General features: G+C 46.8%; 13 protein-coding genes and 1 pseudogene. 13 read left to right on the plus strand and 1 reads right to left on the minus strand.

The window, feature by feature from the left end:
* Positions 1 to 8: 8 nt before the first annotated feature.
* Complete coding sequence (locus RA178_RS14460; RefSeq protein WP_306682448.1) at positions 9 to 1928, plus strand: OmcA/MtrC family decaheme c-type cytochrome; 1920 nt, start codon at positions 9 to 11, stop codon at positions 1926 to 1928.
* Positions 1929 to 2176: 248 nt separating this feature from the next.
* Positions 2177 to 4369, plus strand: coding sequence for an OmcA/MtrC family decaheme c-type cytochrome (locus RA178_RS14465; protein WP_263144391.1), 2193 nt, complete (start codon positions 2177 to 2179; stop codon positions 4367 to 4369).
* Positions 4370 to 4411: 42 nt separating this feature from the next.
* On the opposite strand, the gene RA178_RS14470 is transcribed toward RA178_RS14465, so the two are convergent.
* Positions 4412 to 4573, minus strand: a complete 162-nt coding sequence (locus RA178_RS14470; RefSeq protein ID WP_181800802.1) for a hypothetical protein — start codon at positions 4571 to 4573, stop codon at positions 4412 to 4414.
* A gap of 138 nt (positions 4574 to 4711) precedes the next feature.
* Between RA178_RS14470 and RA178_RS14475 the strand changes: the two genes are divergently transcribed.
* The 11 genes and pseudogenes from RA178_RS14475 to RA178_RS14525 form a co-directional block, all read left to right on the plus strand.
* Positions 4712 to 6664 carry an OmcA/MtrC family decaheme c-type cytochrome gene (locus tag RA178_RS14475; protein ID WP_306682451.1) on the plus strand — a complete coding sequence of 651 codons (1953 nt, stop codon included), beginning with the start codon at positions 4712 to 4714 and terminating at the stop codon, positions 6662 to 6664.
* Positions 6665 to 6732: 68 nt separating this feature from the next.
* A complete protein-coding gene (gene mtrA, locus RA178_RS14480) occupies positions 6733 to 7734 on the plus strand; it encodes a decaheme c-type cytochrome MtrA (RefSeq protein ID WP_028760483.1) in 1002 nt (333 codons plus the stop codon).
* A 12-nt stretch (positions 7735 to 7746) separates the two neighbouring features.
* Complete coding sequence (locus RA178_RS14485; protein ID WP_306682453.1) at positions 7747 to 9834, plus strand: MtrB/PioB family decaheme-associated outer membrane protein; 2088 nt, start codon at positions 7747 to 7749, stop codon at positions 9832 to 9834.
* A 216-nt stretch (positions 9835 to 10050) separates the two neighbouring features.
* Entirely contained in the window at positions 10051 to 10656 is a 606-nt protein-coding gene (locus RA178_RS14490; RefSeq protein WP_306682455.1) for a hypothetical protein, read from the plus strand.
* 110 nt (positions 10657 to 10766) lie between these two features.
* Positions 10767 to 11465, plus strand: a complete 699-nt coding sequence (locus tag RA178_RS14495; RefSeq protein ID WP_263199401.1) for a uracil-DNA glycosylase family protein — start codon at positions 10767 to 10769, stop codon at positions 11463 to 11465.
* Positions 11466 to 11473: 8 nt separating this feature from the next.
* Positions 11474 to 12712 (plus strand): sugar diacid recognition domain-containing protein, encoded by a 1239-nt coding sequence (locus tag RA178_RS14500; protein ID WP_306682457.1) that lies wholly within the window; start codon positions 11474 to 11476, stop codon positions 12710 to 12712.
* 208 nt (positions 12713 to 12920) lie between these two features.
* A complete protein-coding gene (locus RA178_RS14505) occupies positions 12921 to 13928 on the plus strand; it encodes a catalase family peroxidase (protein WP_306682459.1) in 1008 nt (335 codons plus the stop codon).
* A 326-nt stretch (positions 13929 to 14254) separates the two neighbouring features.
* Entirely contained in the window at positions 14255 to 15613 is a 1359-nt protein-coding gene (locus RA178_RS14510) for a GntP family permease (protein WP_113938868.1), read from the plus strand.
* A 232-nt stretch (positions 15614 to 15845) separates the two neighbouring features.
* On the plus strand, positions 15846 to 17060 hold the full coding sequence (locus tag RA178_RS14515) for a glycerate kinase (RefSeq protein ID WP_306682462.1): 1215 nt from the start codon (positions 15846 to 15848) through the stop codon (positions 17058 to 17060).
* A 560-nt stretch (positions 17061 to 17620) separates the two neighbouring features.
* Positions 17621 to 19270: a pyridoxal-dependent aspartate 1-decarboxylase PanP gene (panP, locus tag RA178_RS14520; protein ID WP_306682463.1), complete on the plus strand. Its 1650-nt coding sequence runs from the start codon at positions 17621 to 17623 to the stop codon at positions 19268 to 19270.
* 389 nt (positions 19271 to 19659) lie between these two features.
* Positions 19660 to 20019, plus strand: a pseudogene (locus RA178_RS14525) (putative pyridoxal-dependent aspartate 1-decarboxylase); the annotation flags it as partial.
* Positions 20020 to 20346 lie beyond the last annotated feature (327 nt).

Here is a 20346-nt window from a genome sequence, read left to right on the forward strand (position 1 = left end):
ATAGAAATATGAACAAGTTTGCAAAAATTCGCACTCAATTCAGTCTTATGCTGGCCTTAGTCTCGCTATTAAGCGCCTGTGGCGGTGATAACGGCCAAGATGGTAATCCCGGTGAGCCTGCTAAACCGCCTGCATTAACGATAACTAGCCTTAACATCATGGTCGATAAAGTCGCGATGACAGATGGCATTGCTCAAGTGGATTTTCAAGTAAGCAATCAAGATGATGAAGCCGTGATTGGTATCCCATCGGCGACATTTATTGCCGCGCAGCTTCTCCCCCAAGGTTATACAGGCGCGGGGAATAGCAGTGAATGGCAGCACTTTACCGCTGAAACCTGCGCAGCAACTTGCCCAGGCAGTCTCACAGATCATAAAAACGGTCACTACAGTTACACCTTCAGCACAGCATTTAATGGCATGAATGGAATGACGTTTATGCCCGAAGCGACCCAAAGAATGGTGGTCAAAATTGGCGGCGATAAACTTGCCGATAACACGCCCTTACCTATAACCAATCAGCATTATGACTGGCAATCTTCAGGGAGTAATATCGCTTACACCCGCAACTTAGTCACAATAGAGACCTGTAATAGTTGCCACAGTAATCTTGCTTTCCATGGCAGTAGATATAATCAAATCGAAACCTGCGTCACCTGCCATAACAGCAAAAAAGTCAGTAACCCTGCGGATATTTTCCCACAAATGATCCACAGCAAACATTTAACCGGCTTCCCGCAACCCATTAGTGACTGCCAAACCTGTCACGTCGATAAGGCTGAGTTAACCGAACAGCAAAACTGGCGCAGAGTCCCGACCATGCAAGCCTGCGGTGCCTGTCATACACAGATCAATTTCCCCGCAGGCGAAGGACACCCAGTGCAAACAGATAACAGTAACTGCGTGGCGTGTCATAATGCCGACTGGACCGCAAGCGTACACAGTGATGAAGCTAAAAACGCGGCATTGATGCAATTTAGCCCAAGTATCACCAGCGCCAGTATGGATGCCAATGGCACGGTCACTGTTGCGGTTAAACTAATGAATCCAGCCACAGGAACTGTATATAGCGAAAGTGCCGATAAGCTAAAATTTATCAATGATTTAAGGGTATATGCCAACTGGGGAACCAGTTTTGATTATGCGACCCGTTCAGCTCGCTCGATTAAACTGCCGGAATCCACACCCATAACAGGCTCTAATGGCATTTATACCTATACGATAGCGGGCCTTACCGTGCCAGCAGGCACTGAAACGGATCATGGCGGACTTGCGATTCAAGGCAGAGTCTGTGCCAAAGATAAAGTACTGGTTGATTGCACGACTGAACTGGCGGAAGTGTTAGTGATTAAATCCAGCCACAGTTATTTTGATATGGCAGCATTGAGCAATGAAGGTCGCCGTAGCGTTGTGAGTAATGCAAGCTGCGGTAATTGCCATGGCGATCAAAAACTGAATATTCACGGCTCACGTAACGATCTCGATGGTCAATGCCAGCTATGCCATAACGCCAATATGCTGGCCGATGCGACGGCAGCCAATCCTTCAATCACGTCATTTGACTTTAAGCAGCTGATCCACGGTATTCACACCAGTCAATTCACAGGGTTTGAAAGCCTAAACTACCCAGGAAAAATCGGTAACTGTGCCCAATGCCATGTTAACGATACTGCGGGAATTTCCACCGTCGCCCTCCCCTTAAATTCAGCGGTGCAACCCCTTGCCCTCAATAACGGCACTTTTACCAGCCCAATTGCCGCTGTGTGTAGCAACTGCCATTCAGATACCAGCACTCATAACCACATGGCGCAGCAAGGTGCTGTTTTTGCAGGTACAAAATCCGATGCAACCGCAGGAACTGAAACATGTGCTTTCTGTCATGGACAGGGTGGAGTTGCGGACGTATTGAAAGTGCATCCAATAAACTAACCCTATGATGCTGGCCTAAAAAGGCCAGCAACTGCAGATATAAAAGGAACTCATACGATGCAGTCATCTACTCCTAAAGAAATAGTCAGATCTCAGTCACATTACCCGCCTAAAGTGACTGATAAATACCAGTGACTTAGTTAGCCTTACAGATGGAAAACTAATTCCACACATCTTATGCGGGTAATGAGATTTATTCTTATTTGCCAAGCGTTTGATGATGATTACAACTATTGCAGGGAAATATCATGATGAAACGGTTCAATTTCAATACCGCAACAAAAGCGATGTTGGGTGCCGGTTTACTCTCTCTACTACTCGCCGGTTGCGGTGGTAGTGACGGTAAAGATGGTGAAGACGGAAAACCGGGCGTTGTCGGTGTTAATATCGATTCAACTCCTACACTGAAAGCAAGTTTCACTAACGCCACAGTCGATGCAGGTAAAGTGACTGTTAATTTCACATTAGAAAATGCGAATGGTGTGGCTGTACTTGGCTTGAATAAAGATCACGACATTCGCTTTGGTATTGCGCAACTTAGCCACGTAACAGTAGCAACAGAAGATCCAGCAAAACCCGCTGACCGCGGTTACCAATGGCAAGCCTATATCAATACGAAAAAAGAACCTGGCACAGTGCCTTCTGGCGTGGATAACCTCAATCCATCCGCTCAATATCAAGCCAACGTTGAAGCTGCAGCCAAGTGTGATACATGTTTAGTCGATCATGGTGATGGCAACTACAGTTATACCTATCAAGCCAATATCGCCAATGTCACTGAGCCCTTAGCCATCACTTACAGCGCTGAAGCGACTCAACGTGCAACCTTAGAGCTTGAGTTACCACAACTTTCAGCAAACGCACATTTTGACTGGCAGCCTTCAACAGGTAAAACAGAAGGAATCCAAACACGTAACGTTGTTTCAATAACAGCCTGTTACACCTGTCACCAACCAGAAAGTTTAGAGTTACACGGCGGCCGCAGAGTTGATATTGAGAACTGTGCATCTTGCCATACGGCAACCTCTGGTGACCCTGAATCAGGCAATAGCATTGAATTTACTTACATGATTCATGCTATCCATAAAGGTGGCGAGCGTCATACCTATGATGAAACTGGAGCGGAAGTTCCTGCACCATATAAAATTGTGGGGTATGGCGGTAAAGTCATTGACTATGGCAAGGTTGGTTTCCCATTAAAACCTGCCGCTGATTGTGCAGCCTGTCACGTAGAAGGAACGAACGCGCCAGCTAATGCCGATCTATTTAAGGCTGATTTAAGTAATCAAGCCTGTATTGGTTGTCACACTGAAAAACCATCTGCTCACCACAGCAGCAATGACTGTGTTGCCTGTCATAATGCAACTCAACCCTATGGTGGAACAGGCAGTGCGGCTAAACGTCATGGCGATGTGCTGAAAGCTTACTCTGACACTAAAACTATGGGTATTAAGTTCAGCAATGTAGGTGTCAACACCACAGGCAAAATCACTTTCGATGTTCAAGTTATTGATAAAGATGGCAATGCGATTGACAAAGCCTTCGTGAACCAGGGCTCGCGTGTTGTAGTAGCATGGGATTCTAATAAAGACTTCCCGAGTTCTGCTACGGCTTCTTACAGTAACCGTCGCATTGCTCTAAGTGAAGGTACCTATAACGAAGCCAATAAAACCTACTCATTGACTGGCACTAAGTTCAATTTACCCGCAGATGCAAATGGTAAAACATTCGAACTATGGTCAACATTGGAAGTATGTTTCAACAATGGTGGCTATGGCGTTGCGGATGTTGTGATGACAGATTGTGCGGCAGCTAACACACACAAAGTCCCAGTCAAAGAAGCTCCTTATCACTTCGTTTGGAAAGATAATGCTGTGGATAGCACAGCTAAAGCAGCTATTCGTCGTGATATTATTGACCCAACAAAATGTCAGGGTTGTCACAATCAAGAAATTCACCACTATGACAATGGTGTAAACTGCCAAACTTGTCATACATCAGACAAAACCCTTAAAGCCGATTCAAGCTATCCTGGTGGCAAAATCCCAACTAGCTTTGCTTGGAAAGCTCACGAACGTGAAGGCCATTATCTAAAATATGCAGGCGTACAATCGGGCACTGTGCTTAAAACCGATTGCGCTACATGTCATACTGTAGATAAATCAAACGTCATTACAGGTATTACCTTAGGCCGTGCACCTGAACGCACATGGCGTTTTGGTGACATCAACAATAACGGTACCGATATTTGGGTCTCTTCTGATGCAGGCGCATGTTTAAGCTGTCACCAGAAATATCTCTCTGATGCCGCTAAATCTCATATTGAAGCTAACGGTGGTATCTTAAACGGTACTAGCGCAGCCGATGTGCAAACCCGTGCATCTGAAAGCTGTGCGACTTGCCATACACCAGCTCAATTGAGTGAAGTCCACGGTAACTAAACAGGTGTAACGCTCTCATTCAGAGCAATGTTTTTATCGTTATTAAAGAGAGAGGTTGTTACCTCTCTCTTTATATTCTTCCCTTTCAAAAATCCGCTGTTTTTTTGTTCTAGAATCATTTTTACCTCTCGCTTTAAATACCTCTTTAGAAATAGAAAGATCCAAGTCACACATTAGCAAAGGCCTTGGAGATTTTAAGGTCATGTTAGGTTAGCCTTTCCTTGGGGAATTCTATTTCCAGCATCCACTTAAGTCGCTTCTAGTGACCAAAAACACAGACATAGAATCTGTTGGCTCTAGAACATAGCGTTTAAGCAATGCCAAACCTATGCAGGGAAAAAAATGATGAACGCACAAACAACTAAAATCGCACTGCTGTTAGCAGCAAGTGCAGTCACTATGGCCTTAGCGGGCTGTGGTGGCAGTGATGGTAATGATGGTAATCCCGGTGAACCTGGTGGCGAACCTGCTCCAGCGATTCAAACCCTTAATTTTGCCTTTGACAAATCTGTCGTCACTAACGGTATTCCGAGTGTTGAGTTTACCGTCACTAACGAAAATGATTTACCCGTTGTTGGCCTACAAAAAATGCGTTTTGCCGCAGCACAATTAATCCCACAAGGCGCAACTGGTGCAGGTAATGCGTCACAATGGCAGTACTTTGGTGATGAGACCTGTGATGTCGCTGCAACATGCCCAGGGACTTTCGTTGACAAGAAAAACGGTCACTACAGTTATACTTTTAGTATGAACCTGACCGCTAACACTAAAGTCACCTATAACGAACAGTTAGCTCAACGAGTATTAATCCGCGCTTATAACACTCCGCTTCCCGATGGTACTCAAGTACCAAACAGTAACGCCTTTGTCGACTTCACTGCCGATACTGGCGCACTGCCAACATACAGTCGCAAAATTGTCGCCACAGAAAGCTGTAATACTTGTCACCAAGATTTAGCCAATGTTAAACATGGCGGCGCGTATTCTGACGTTAATTACTGTGCAACTTGCCACACAGCCGGAAAAGTCGGTGTAGGTAAAGAGTTCAATGTTCTCGTTCACGCTAAACACAAAGACCTCACCTTAGGCTCATTAGAAAGCTGTCAAAGCTGTCACGCTGCAAATGAGGCTACGCCTGATTGGAGTAATTGGTCACGTATCCCAACTGCTGCCTCATGTGGAAGCTGCCATAGCACAGTGGACTTTGCTGCCGGTAAAGGTCACTCACAACAGCTAGATAACTCTAACTGTATCGCCTGTCATAACAGCGATTGGACTGCAGAACTGCACACAGGTAAGACTGCAGACAAAAAAGCCGTTATCGCTCAGTTAAGTATGTCAGCAGCACTTGCTGGTCAAGCTGATGATACTGCAGTATTAACCGTGTCTATCTTAGACAAAGATGGTAACGCAATTGATGCGGCAACCGTTCAAGATAAGATTAAACGTTTAGAGTCCGTTACCAACGTTGGCCCTAACTTCCCGATCATGGGCTACAACCCAAGTCCAGGTAGCGGTAAAGCGAAAATAGCGAAAGACTTAGTCAAAGATGGCGCACTGCAAGAAGGTGTAACCTTAGTTGACGGTAAATTAGTCTTTACAACACCCGCTCTACCTTTCGGTGCAGGCGATACTGATACCGCCTTTACCATTATCGGTTTAGAAGTGTGTAGCACTGGTACAAACTTAACCGCATGTACCGCAGACAGTGCAACAACGAGCATGAAAGCCGAGCTAACTTTTGGCACTAAGTCTGGCAAAGCACCGAGCATGCGTCATGTTAACTCAGTTGAGTTTGGTACCTGTCAAGGTTGTCACGGTGATAGCTTCGAAATTCACAAAGGCCACCATGCGGGTTTTGTGATGACAGAACAGCTATCACATGCAAAAGATGCCAGCGGTAAGCCAATCGTCGGTGTGGATGCGTGTGTCGCTTGTCATACCCCTGATGGTACCTATGCAAGTGGTGCTAATAAAGGTGCGTTGGAGATGAAATTACACGTTGTTCATGGTAAACAAGGTGTCATCAAAGAATGTACCCAATGCCATAACGACTTCAACCTAGATGCATTCAAGGTCAAAGGCGCTCTGGCAACAACTGCGGGTAAATACACCACGCCAATCACTGCCACTTGTACTTCATGCCACGTGCCAGAATCTATTGGCCACGGCTTAGAAAATATGGGCGCGATTGTGAACGGTGATTATGTTCAAGCCAATCAAGCGGCGCAGTCAGAAACCTGTTTCTACTGTCACAAACCCACACCAACAGATCACACTCAGGTGAAGATGTAATTTGCCCAAGCAGGGGGAGTTCGCTCCCCCTTTCTTGAATTTTGTTGGGACAAATTGGGAAGCCTATTATGAAGAACAGCCTAAAAATGAAAAACCTACTGCCGGCACTTGTCATCTCCATGGCAATGTCTGCAGTGATGTCTTTATGCATCACACCGAGTGCACACGCCTCAAAGTGGGATGACAAAATGACTCCAGAACAAGTCGAAGCCACCTTAGATAAGAAGTTTGCCGAAGGCAGCTACTCCCCTAAAGGTGCCGATTCTTGTTTGATGTGCCACAAAAAATCTGAAAAAGTGATGGACCTCTTCAAAGGTGTCCATGGCGCCATTGATTCATCAAAGAGCCCAATGGCTGGCCTGCAATGTGAAGCCTGTCATGGTCCTATGGGTCAACACAATAAAGGCGGCAACGAGCCGATGATCACTTTTGGTAAGCAATCGACCTTAAGTGCAGAAAAACAAAACAGTGTCTGTATGAGCTGTCACCAAGATGATAAACGCGTATCTTGGAACGGTAGTCACCATGACAATGCCGATGTCGCTTGTGCCTCATGTCACCAAGTGCATGTCGCAAAAGATCCTGTGTTATCAAAAAACACCGAAATGGAAGTCTGTACTAGCTGCCACACTAAGCAAAAAGCAGATATGAATAAACGCTCGAGTCACCCACTAAAATGGGCTCAAATGACCTGTAGCGATTGTCATAATCCCCATGGGAGCATGACAGATTCCGATCTAAACAAGCCTAGCATTAACGAAACCTGTTACTCCTGCCACGCCGAGAAACGCGGCCCAAAACTGTGGGAACATGCACCCGTCACTGAGAACTGTGTGACTTGCCACAATCCTCACGGCAGTGTGAATGATGCCATGTTGAAAACCCGCGCACCGCAGCTGTGTCAACAATGTCACGCTAGCGATGGCCACGCCAGCAATGCTTACTTAGGTAACACTGGTTTAGGTTCAAACGTCGGCGACAATGCCTTTACGGGTGGAAGAAGCTGTTTAAATTGCCACAGTCAGGTCCATGGTTCAAACCATCCATCTGGCAAGCTATTACAGCGCTAAGGAGACGAGAAAATGAAATTTAAACTCAATTTGATCACTCTGGCGTTACTAGCAAACACAGGTTTTGCAATAGCGGCCGACGGGTATGGCTTAGCCAATGCCAATACAGAAAAAGTCAAAATGTCCGCTTGGAGCTGTAAAGGCTGCGTTGTTGAAACGGGTACGTCTGGCACTGTGGGTGTTGGCGTGGGTTACAACAGCGAAGAGGATATTCGCTCGGCGAATGCCTTTGGGACTTCAAACGAAGTTGCAGGTAAATTTGATGCCGATGTCACCTTCCGTGGTGAGAAAGGCTATCAAGCCAGCGTTGAAGCTTATCAACTGGGCATGGATGGTGGCCGTTTAGATGTCAATGCGGGCAAACAAGGCCAGTATAATGTCAATGTAAACTATCGCCAAATCGCCACTTACAACAGTAATAGCGCCTTAACGCCCTACTCTGGTGTCGGCAGCGATAATTTAACCTTGCCAGACAACTGGGTAACTGCGGGTTCAAGCAGCCAGATGCCTTTACTGATGGACAATCTAAATGCCTTAGAACTGTCGCTCAAACGTGAGCGCACAGGGTTAGGTTTTGACTATCAAGGTGAATCGCTGTGGAGTACGCATGTGAGCTACATGCGTGAAGAAAAAACCGGCTTGAAAAAAACATCAGGTGGATTCTTTAACCAATCCATGATGTTAGCTGAGCCAGTTGATTACACCACTGACTCCATTGAAGCTGGCATTAAACTCAAAGGCGATCGTTGGTTCACTGCACTTAACTACAATGGCTCAATTTTTAAGAACGAGTACAACCAGTTAAACTTCGACAGTGCCTTCAATCCAACTTTTGGTGCTCAAACCTCTGGCACACTCGCCCTTGACCCTGACAACCAGTCACACACAGTGTCGCTCATGGGTCAATACAACGACAATACCAATGTGTTAACAGGTCGTGTGCTTGCGGGACAAATGAGTCAAGACCAAGCATTAGTCACTTCGGGCTATGGCTATCAAGTGCCGACAGAGGCCGTTGATGCAAAAGTTGACCTCACAGGGTTGAACTTAAAAGTCGTCAGTAAAGTGACTAACTCACTGCGCTTAAGTGGTAGCTACGACTATAGCGACCGTGATAACAATACTCAAATTGAAGAGTGGACCCAAGTCAGCATCAACAATGTCAATGGTAAGGTTGCCTATAACACCCCTTACGATAACACTAGCCAACGCTTCAAAGTGGCGGCGGATTATCGTATTACCCATGGACTGAAGCTTGATGGCGGCTATGACTTCAAACGTGACGACCGTAATTATCAAGACCGTGAAACCACGGATGAAAATACCGTTTGGGCACGTTTGCGCGTTAACAGCTTTGAAACTTGGGATATGTGGGTTAAGGGCAGTTACGGTCAGCGTGATGGCTCGCAATATCAAGCTTCTGAATGGACATCTTCTGAAACTAACAGCCTGTTACGTAAGTACAATCTGGCTAACCGCGACAGAACCCAGATTGAAGCTCGAGTCACCCACTCGCCAATCGACAGCTTGACCATAGATTTCGGTGCCCGTTACGCATTAGATGACTACTCTGACACAGTTATTGGCTTAACTGAGTCAAAAGACACCAGTTATGATGCCAACATCAGCTACATGATCACCGATGATTTACTGGCGACAGCATTCTACAACTACCAAATCATTGAGTCTGAACAAGCGGGAAGCAGTAATTACAGCACCCCAACATGGACAGGATTCATTGAAGACAATGTAGATGTGGTCGGGGCGGGCCTGAGCTACAACAACTTGCTTGAGAACAAGTTACACATGGGATTGGATTACACTTATTCAAACTCCGACAGTAACACTCAAGTCAGACAAGGTATCACAGGCGACTATGGCGATTATTTTGCCAAAGTGCACAACATTAACTTATATGCTCAATATCAAGCCACCGAGAAAATGGCGCTGCGCTTGGATTATAAAATTGAGAATTATAAAGACAATGATGCCGCCAATGATATCGCCGTCGATGGGATCTGGAACGTCGTAGGCTTTGGCAGCAATAGCCATGACTACACAGCGCAAATGATCATGCTGAGCATGAGTTACAAACTCTAATCGATACTGTTCATAACACGAAAAGCCCGCATGTTGCGGGCTTTTGTTTAAGTGCAGCTGGATCTTTTAAAGCGATAACATCATGGCAGATAACAGTAAAAATCTTGAATAAGATCAGACTCTGGCGCGAAAGTCCGCCCATAAAAACCTTAATCCTTGAGTTTTGGCTCACTTTAGCGGATCTTAATTCAATCTTTTAGTTAATCCTCTGAGCCCATGCGTATTTATTCTTCACTCTCCCAATCTCAGTGGCTGTTATCACTTTCTGCACTAGTGGGGCTAAGCCTATTACCCTTACCCGCCATGGCGTTCGACCCTTCGGGTGGCACAGCGAGCCTATTTATCATTTTAGGCCTCGGTGGTTTTACCTTAATCAATCTGTTTCTACAGGGCTTATTCTTTTTTGCGGGTCAGTATCGCAGCGCCACTTTTGCTAAACGCCATGTATTAAGCGCACTAATAGTGCCATTAATTGCCATTGCGTTAGCCATTTATGATCATAGAGGTTGGAGTGATTTCGCCCTTAACTTAGGTATTATCTGTGTCGGTATTGGACTGATTTTATTGCCACTACAGCTTTGCCAAATCGATAAACCCACCAATCGCAATGCCGATTGGATCATCAGCCTAGGGGCATTATTCATCTTAGCTTTGAGCTATGTGATTGCGCCATTAGCCCTCTTTACGATTGTGCTGGCCCACATTTGTTTGGCTTCAAGCACAAATCAAATTCCTAAGATATTAAGTTATATCAGTTTAATCCTTGGCTATTCTCTTTTTGGCTACTGGGTATATCAAACAGTGATGATGCTCCAATCCTGATTGAAAATGAATGAGCAACGATAAAATTAGCGATTAAATTGACTAAGACGAATCTCACTAAAACGCCATCGCCACTTTGCGTAACTGTATCGCCATCATGCTCGGCATCAATGGCTAAACTGCTGGCAAAAATCAGCGCCTGTACTTTATGTCAGGCCCATTTACCCTTAGCGCCCAAGCCGATATTACAGGCCAGTACCCAAGCGCGAATTTTGATTGCAGGCCAAGCTCCGGGCGTGAAAACCCACCATAAAGGCATACCTTTTGACGATGCCAGCGGTGAACGGCTGCGCACTTGGTTGAATGTCACGCGGGAGCAATTCTACGACCCCAATCTTTTTGCCATTATCCCTATGGGATTTTGTTTTCCGGGCAGTATCGAAAAAAACGGTAAAAAGCAGGGTGATAAACCACCGCGCCCCGAATGTGCTGCCACTTGGCATCAGGCCTTGCTCGCCCTAATGCCGCAAATAGAGCTAATTGTGATCCTCGGCCAATATGCCATCGACTATCATCTACCGCGCGAATCGTCCAAGGCCGTAAACCCCACTTTGCCGATCACTGAGCCTCAAACAACCAGCAGTAAAATTTCGACCAGCGCTAAAGTAAAAGCCATCCCCAAACTGAAACCAATAACTGTGACCCAAGCATGCGCGCAATGGCAGCAATATTGGCCTAAGTATCTTGTCTTGCCGCACCCAAGCCCGCGTAATAATCTTTGGCTTAAGCAGCATCCTGAGTTTGAACGCGATATGCTACCCAGATTAAGAATGCGTATTGCATCCCTGTTAAACCTTCAACCCCACTAGGCGCCTGTATGTATCTGCTTGATTCTGCCATTGCTAAGCAAATTGTGAGTCGCACAATGAAAATCATTGGCCACAATATCAATGTGATGAACGGCCAAGGGGTGATTTTAGGCTCAGGCGACCCTAAGCGTATAGGGTCAACCCACGAAGGCGCGCTGCTGGCGATTGCCCAAAATCGCAATGTTGAGATCAGTCAAGAAGTCGCCTCAGGGCTGCATGGCGTTAAGCCAGGCATCAATTTACCCTTACATTATCAAGGACAAATTATCGGCGTCGTCGGCATTACCGGTGATCCGCGTGAGCTCACCCATTATGGTGAGTTACTTAAAATGACCGCCGAAATGATTGTTGAACAAGCCAACCTGCAGGATAAATTGCAATGGGAGAATCGCCAGCGTGAAGAGTTTATTCTGCAACTGATCAAAGCTGAAACCGATGATGCACAGTTGCACCGCTGGGCAAAACAGCTCGACATTGATATCAGCCTGCCAAGAGTCGCGGCCATTATTGAGATCAGCGAGAAAAACATCCAGAAACACCATTTAAAAACCGACACAACCCCATCGACCTTGTTCTTAGCTGAGGCATCCACTCTGCCCGCCGATGAACGCAGCCCCAGAGTCAGTGAAACCCTCAAGCAAGTGCTGCATCTATTGCAATATCCTGACCGTGGTAACTTGATTGCCATGACCTCAATGTCGCAGTTGGTGATCCTAAAGCCTGCTTTTTTAGATGGAAAACAATGGGATCCTGAGCTTGAAAATCAGCGCATCGATAAGCTGTTGCAGCGCTTACCCGCCCAGATGGATTTAAACTTTAAAATTGCTCTAGGCCATTTCTTCCCGGAAAAAGGTGGGATAGCGCGCTCCTATCACACGGCTCAAGAAACCTTGGCACTCGGTAAGCAGCTCAATGCAGAAGGGAATAAATACCTGTTTGAAGATTATTCCCTACAAGTGTTACTTGCAGGGCTGAAACATGACTGGCGCGGTCAGGCGCTGGCAACGCCCTATCAGCAACTCGCCAAAGCGGATAAAAACGGCCAATTACGCAAAACCTTAGCGGCTTACATCACCCACTTTGGCGATGCACAGCAATGCGCGAATGCTCTGTTTATTCATCGCAATACACTGAGATATCGCCTTGATAAAATTCAGCAAATCACCCAAGCCGACATTCAATCCCTGCATGGATTATTAAGCCTGTATCTTGGGCAATTAATTGATACTTCGACTCGCTTAACTTAACGCTCAAATGACTTAGCAACTCAACAGATTAGCCAGAAAAATCCCGCAGATGACGGCGCAGACCTTATGACCAGATCAATTGAGTAAAACTTGGCCTGTACTAAAAAATTAATTGAAAGATTTATACCGTATCCCCTTTCCTATCCTTTCATATAGTATCGCGTCGATATGCTAGCGCTCTCTACTTAGTCCATTGAAAGGAATGATAATGACCTCAATCAAACTGACTTTACTCGCCAAGGCTTGTCTCATTAGCGGCTTAGCGCTGACTTCACCTTCGTTAATCGCGGCCGAGAAAACCATTCCCGAACTGGTCGATGCCGTCAACGGCACACCCGATGCGGCAAGTCGCGAGGCGGGTAAAAATGTCAAACTGCGTAATCACACTAAGGGATTTTGTACCTCGGGCAGTTTTAAACCGAATCCACAATTACAACAAACGTTGGCAATTCCATTTTTTAATCAAGATAGTATCAAGGTCACAGCCCGCTTTTCCCTCGGCGGTACAAATCCGCAGATCTCCGATAAAACCGCTGGGCGCTTTATGTCACTCAAAATTGACGGCGATAAAGAAAACCTTAACTTTGTCACCACTAACGTTCCCGTTTTCTTTGCCAAAAATCTCGAAGAATTTTTTAACTTTCAGACCAAAGTGAAACAAGGCCCTGAAGGTAAACAGTGGCTTATTGATAATCAACCCAGCGCCAAAGCTTTTTTCGAATATGTTAAACAGCTGCCTCCCAGCCCAAGTTTTGCCAACAGCCGCTACTTTGGTGTAAATAGTTTCCTGTTCAGCACGCAAAAAAACAGTGTTCTACAAGGTGAAACCGTCGCGGGTAAATGGATTTTTGAACCTGTCGCAGGTACTGCCGCGCTGTCAGCCAGTGAACTTGCCAGTCTCAGTGATGATTTTTTAAAGGCAGAATTACTCGAGCGCATTAAAACCCAGCCAGCACAATGGAACCTCTATATTCAACTCGCCGAAATGGGTGATGAGATTAATGACCCAACCGTGCACTGGCCTGAAACTCGCCAGCGTTTACTGGTAGGCCAAGTGATGATTAACGGTGAGCGAGACAGCGATCCCCAAGTTCAACAGTGCGATAAAGGCATATTTAACCCACTGTTATTACCTAAGGGCATTACTGCATCTGCCGATCCCATACTCAATGCCCGCACCGCAGCCTATGTAGAATCCTTTATTCGTCGTCAATAAAGATGTCGAGTTAAGTCCCTCCTGTTTAGGATTGGCAAATAGCCCTATTTGCCAATTCTTACCGACAAGCGCCTCCCTTACCGACAAAATGCCTCCTCCTGCATTCGAATTCACCCAAGCATTTTTGTGCATGAGCACAAAAATGGCGAAACATAACGCGGTAATTCCGTGGATTTAGCCAAAGCTATTCAAACATACCTGCACAATAATAGGATGACCTTAAAGCAGCCCTCATTTGGACTCAGGCCCAAATAAGCACTGCGCCCTACACTATAAGTCAAAAAACTTACTCAAAAACTTCAGCCAAGAACTGAACGGGACAAACTATGAACTTAGTGCTTATTCTCATCGGCGTGATTGCATTTATTGTTATCGCGACCTCAAAATTTAAACTCCACCCCTTTTTAACCTTAATTCTGGCCGCCTTTATCGCGGCCTTCGCCTATGGCCTGCCAAGCGGAGAAATCGCTAAAACCATTACCACAGGGTTTGGCAATATTTTAGGCTATATCGGCTTAGTGATCGTCTTAGGCACTATCATAGGGATTATTCTGGAAAAAAGTGGCGCCGCCATCACCATGGCCGATGTGGTGATCAAGATATTAGGTAAACGCTTCCCGACACTCACTATGTCAATTATCGGTTATCTCGTGTCTATTCCGGTCTTTTGTGACTCGGGTTTTGTGATCTTAAACTCACTGAAACAATCGATGGCGAACCGCATGAAGGTCTCTAGTGTCTCCATGAGCGTTGCCTTAGCCACAGGTCTGTACGCCACTCACACCTTTGTACCGCCAACGCCAGGCCCTATCGCCGCCGCAGGCAACTTAGGTTTAGAGTCCAACTTAGGTTTAGTGATCGGTGTGGGTCTCTTTGTGGCCGCCGTTGCGGCACTCGCGGGTATGTTGTGGGCAAACCGCTTTGCCGATGTCGAGCCCGATGGTGAAGGCGCAGAAGAACTTAAAGCGCAGGCCAGTGACTATGAAACGCTGAAAAAAAGCTATGGCACGCTACCAAGTCCATTAAAAGCTTTCGCACCGATTTTTGTGCCTATCGTATTAATTTGTTTAGGTTCTATCGCTAACTTCCCTTCAGCGCCTTTGGGTAAAGAAGGTGTGTTTGATGCGCTCGTGTTCCTCGGTCAGCCCGTTAATGCCCTGATGATTGGCCTGTTTTTATCCCTGCTGCTGTTAAAGGGTGAGAATAAGATCAGCGAATTTAGCGAACGCATCAGCCAAGGGCTCGTCACTGCCGCGCCGATTATTTTAATCACAGGTGCAGGTGGTGCTTTTGGTGCGGTATTAAAAGCCACACCTATAGGTGACTTTTTGGGTACATCGCTGTCGGCACTGGGTATCGGTATCTTCATGCCATTTATCGTCGCTGCCGCGCTTAAGTCAGCGCAGGGTTCATCGACGGTAGCGTTAGTCGCAACCTCTGCACTGGTTGCGCCTATGCTTGGCGATATTGGTCTTGGTAGCGATATGGGCCGAGTGTTAACAGTAATGGCAATTGGCGCAGGTGCGATGACCGTTTCCCACGCCAATGACAGCTTCTTTTGGGTCGTCACCCAGTTTAGCCGCATGAGCGTCAAACAAGCCTATAAAGCCCAAACTATGGCGACCCTAATCCAAGGTGTAACATCCATGGTAACAGTGTATGTGCTAAGCCTAGTGTTGCTCTAATATTAATGAGTTCTTGATTCAATATTGTCCCTTGGGCACATACCGTGCCCAAGATATAGTTCTGTTATACGCCCTAATAATTGCAACAGATTAATGTGCCAGTGATGGATATAAATGCCTTTATATCACCTCAGTTTTAGCACAGGGATGTTGTTGCGCCCAACGTAAGTGGCCTTGGGTTTAGTGTTCAACATTGAGCCCTGTTTTATCCCATTTAGCTGTAGGATTTTTAATGAAAATAGTTATCGCCCCCGACTCATTTAAAGAAAGCTTAAGCGCGCTCGAAGTGGCCAACGCAATCGAGCAAGGCTTAAAACAAGTGATCCCCGACTGCGACATAATCAAAATACCCGTTGCCGATGGTGGCGAAGGCACAGTGCAATCTATGGTGGACGCCACGGGCGGCAGTATTGTCAGCTTAGAGGTCATGGGGCCACTGGGGCATAGAGTGCAAGCACACTATGGCATTCTTGGTGAAGGCATTCTCGGCGCTGCGATGAATACAAGTTCTGCGTCAGTTTCACGTGCAGATCCAACGAACAAATCGCCACATCAAGGCGCGATTGCCGTGATTGAAATGGCCTCAGCCTCAGGTTTGCACCATGTGCCGAGGGAGCAACGTAATCCGCTGCTTACCACAAGTTATGGCACCGGCGAGCTGATTTGTGATGCGCTTAATCGGGGGATAAAGCACATCATTTTGGGGCTAGGCGGCAGTGCCACCAACGATGGCGGCGCGGGTATGGCCCAAGCGCTGGATATTTTATTGCTCGATGGCCAAGGTAAAACCTTGCCTTCTGGCGGCGCAGCGCTGGCGAATCTTGCCAAAATCGATGTATCAAACGCTCATCCACTTTTACGTGAGTGCAGCTTCGAAGTTGCCTGCGATGTTGATAACCCACTGTGCGGTGAACGCGGTGCCTCGGCGATTTTTGGTCCGCAAAAAGGTGCGACGCCCGAGATGGTTAAGCAGCTAGATGCCGCTCTTGCCCATTATGCCGATGTGATTGCCCGCAATGGCATTAGCGATCACCGCGATCATGCTGGGGCTGGCGCTGCTGGCGGTATGGGTCTTGGCGTGATGGCTTTTTTAAATGCCGAGCTTAAACCTGGGGTTGAGATTGTAATGCAAACCGTTGGCCTTGCGGACAAAATCCGTGGCGCCGATTTAGTGATCACAGGTGAAGGCCGCATCGATGGTCAAACCGTGTTTGGTAAAACCCCAATGGGCGTGTTAAAGCAAGCCAAACTGCAGGGCATTCCCACTATCGGTATCGCGGGCTGCCTCGGTGAAAACGCCAATGCCATATTGGATCACGGTATGACGGCTATCTTCCCTATCATCCCGCACTTAAGTCCACTTGATGATGTGCTAGCCAATGCCAAGCTAAACCTTTGCAATACCGCTCGAAATATCGGTGCGGTACTCATGTTGGGCCAGCGCTAGTACTGGAACTAATGCTTAAGTAATTCCCTCTGTTTAATGATTTGAAGAAAGGCGCCATAACGGCGCCTTTGCTTATTTAGGCCGCAACGCTTTGGTAATACCAATCGTATTAAATATCTGTTCATTCAGCGGGAGTTCAACGCGCTTTAGACAAGGCGAAGGCTTGAAGGCATAGTGGTGCTCTGTTGAAAGCCTTAAACGCAGTATAAAGCGCGTTGCCATGTAGTGAACATCAGCCGCCCTTCGGGAGCCTCACAGGCATCCCACTCCCGTGTTGCATTGCCTTAAAAGGGAATAACCATTTCTGCGTCAATGCGCCTTGGATTGAGATGCCTGTGAGGCTCTGAACTGATTAGATATTTAACGTGATTGGTATACACAAAATTTTAGTGCTTGATGCCTAAAAGGCCTTGCAGTAAAGTGAGCTCCCTTTTTGGTATTCCGCTGATTGAACATTTGAGAGTCACTGATCGCGCATCACTGGTCGAGAATCACTGGTACGTTATACTCTTCGAGCCAATTTGCGGTTTCACTATAAAAATTAATAGACGGCAAGCCCAATGACCCAGAAACTCCCTCGCCAAGCCACCGCATCCGAAGCAAGCTTGCTCCGCATTTTTACTGCACCGGAAGATGCAAGCTCAACGCTGAGTATTATTGAGCAAAAGCTCTCCGAGGACTTAGCAGGCTTTTTGGGTGACAGTATCGCCGTGCTCGAAAAACCCTTGTCGGAAATCGAAACCGATTTTCAAGCCTTTGAGATCCCAACTCAGCCACGTTTTGTCTCCGATTACACCGACGAAATCATGCAAAATTTGGTGGCGCATTCGGTACACACAGCGGCGCCAAGTTTTATCGGCCACATGACTTCGGCACTGCCCTACTTTGTGTTGCCGCTGTCAAAAATGATGGTGGGACTCAATCAAAATCTGGTCAAAATCGAAACCTCTAAGGCATTTACGCCGCTTGAACGCCAAGTGCTCGGCATGATGCACCATTTGATTTATGCCCAAGATACGGATTTTTATCAAAGCTGGATGCACAGCGCCAATCATTCCCTCGGGGCATTTTGCTCCGGCGGCACAGTGGCCAACATCACGGCGCTGTGGATTGCCCGTAACCAATTATTGAAAGCCGAGGGTGAGTTTAAAGGCGTCAGCCGCGAAGGATTACTCAAGGCGCTACGCCACTATGGCTATGACGATTTAGCGATTTTGGTCTCAGAGCGCGGTCACTATTCGCTGGGCAAAGCTGTCGATCTGCTTGGCATTGGCCGCGACAATATCATCAGCATTCCCACTGACAGCAATAACAAGGTCGATGTCGCTAAAATGCGCCAAGCCGCCCTTGAACTTGCCAATAAAAACATCAAAGTGTTAGCGATTGTTGGCGTGGCTGGCACCACAGAAACCGGTAATGTTGACCCACTGACAGAATTAGCTGCGCTGGCAAAAGAGTTAAACAGCCATTTCCATGTGGATGCAGCGTGGGGCGGCGCGAGTTTATTATCCAATAAATACCGCCACTTACTCGCAGGTATCGAACTTGCTGATTCAGTCACTATCGATGCCCACAAACAAATGTACGTGCCTATGGGCGCAGGCATGGTGTTATTTAAAGATCCAGAGTTCGCCCACGCCATTGCCCATCACGCCGAATACATTCTGCGCCGTGGTTCAAAGGATCTCGGCAGCCAAACGTTGGAAGGTTCACGCCCCGGCATGGCGATGTTAGTGCACGCTTGCTTACAGATCATCGGCCGCGATGGTTATGAAATCTTAATCAATAACAGCCTTGAAAAAGCCCGCTATTTTGCCGAACAAATCAAAGCCCATGAGGATTTTGAGCTAATCACTGAGCCAGAACTTTGTCTGCTGACTTACCGTTATGTGCCAGCCCGCATCCAAGCCGCCATGCAGCTTGCCTGTGAGCAAGCAGACACAGTAAAACTCGCTCGCTTTAACGAGCTGCTCGATGGTCTTACTCAGTTTATTCAAAAGCACCAACGCGAACAGGGTAAGTCCTTCGTCTCCCGCACCCGCATTCAGCCAGCCCGCTATTTTAGACAAGCAACCGTGGTGTTTCGCGTAGTACTCGCCAACCCCCTCACCAGCCATGACATTCTCAATCAAGTGCTGGTCGAACAAAGCGAAATCGCCGCATTAGATAACGAGTTTTTACCCGCACTCATGGCGATGGTGGCTGAATAGTAAGTGGTTTGATGTAAGCTTTAAATCCCAGTTCAAATACAGTGTGTTAATCGCAAACAGCCGCAAATTATTTGCGGCTGTTTTTATTGGCAGAGCTAAATTTGCGGAAACTTGGTGAAATAACAAAGATAAAGAACTTCTATTCACGTAGTTGATACGACAAATTCCATTGCTTCCGTGACACGCCGTGAAGCCATCCATGGCGGCTCTACGATGACATCCATGTCATCGAAGGTCACGTCAGCAATTGACTTCGCCGTGGCTAATTTCTGTGTAATCTGCGGCATATGGAAGAACAAATAACGCGATCACATAGCAGCGATGTTAATCACATTCCATTGGGATGATGGTGTGAAAGATTAACCATAAAAGCTGTGGGTGTCCTTACTCTTACTGAGCCAGAACTTTGTCTGCTGACTTACCGTTATGTCCCCGCTCGCGTACAAGCCGCCATGCAGCTTGCCTGTGAGCAAGCTGACACAGTAAAACTCGCCCGCTTTAACGAACTGCTCGATGGTCTTACTCAGTTTATTCAGAAGCACCAACGCGAACAGGGTAAGTCCTTCGTCTCCCGCACCCGCATTCAGCCAGCCCGCTATTTTAGACAAGCGACCGTAGTATTTCGCGTAGTACTCGCCAACCCCCTCACCAGCCATGACATCCTCAACCAAGTGCTTGTTGAGCAAAGTGAAATAGCCGCACTAGATAACGAGTTTTTACCCGCACTCATGGCGATGATTGCTGATTAGCAAGTGGTTTGATGTAAGCTTTCAATCCCAGTTCAAATACAGTGTGTTAATCGCAAACAGCCGCAAATTTTTTGCGGCTGTTTTTATTGGCAGAGCTAAATTTGCGGAAAACTTGGTGAAATAACAAAGATAAAGAACTTCTATTCACGTAGTTGATACGACAAATTCCATTGCTTCCGTGACACGCCGTGAAGCCATCCATGGCGGCTCTGCGATGACATCCATGTCATCGAAGGTCACGTCCGCAATGGAATTCGCCTTAGCAAATCTAGGTGTAATCTGCGGCAACGTTTGAAAAGATGGGAGTTTAACGTTGTGCGCATGTTC

Origin of the sequence: Shewanella oncorhynchi (assembly GCF_030848765.1) — a bacterium.
GTDB lineage: Bacteria > Pseudomonadota > Gammaproteobacteria > Enterobacterales > Shewanellaceae > Shewanella > Shewanella oncorhynchi.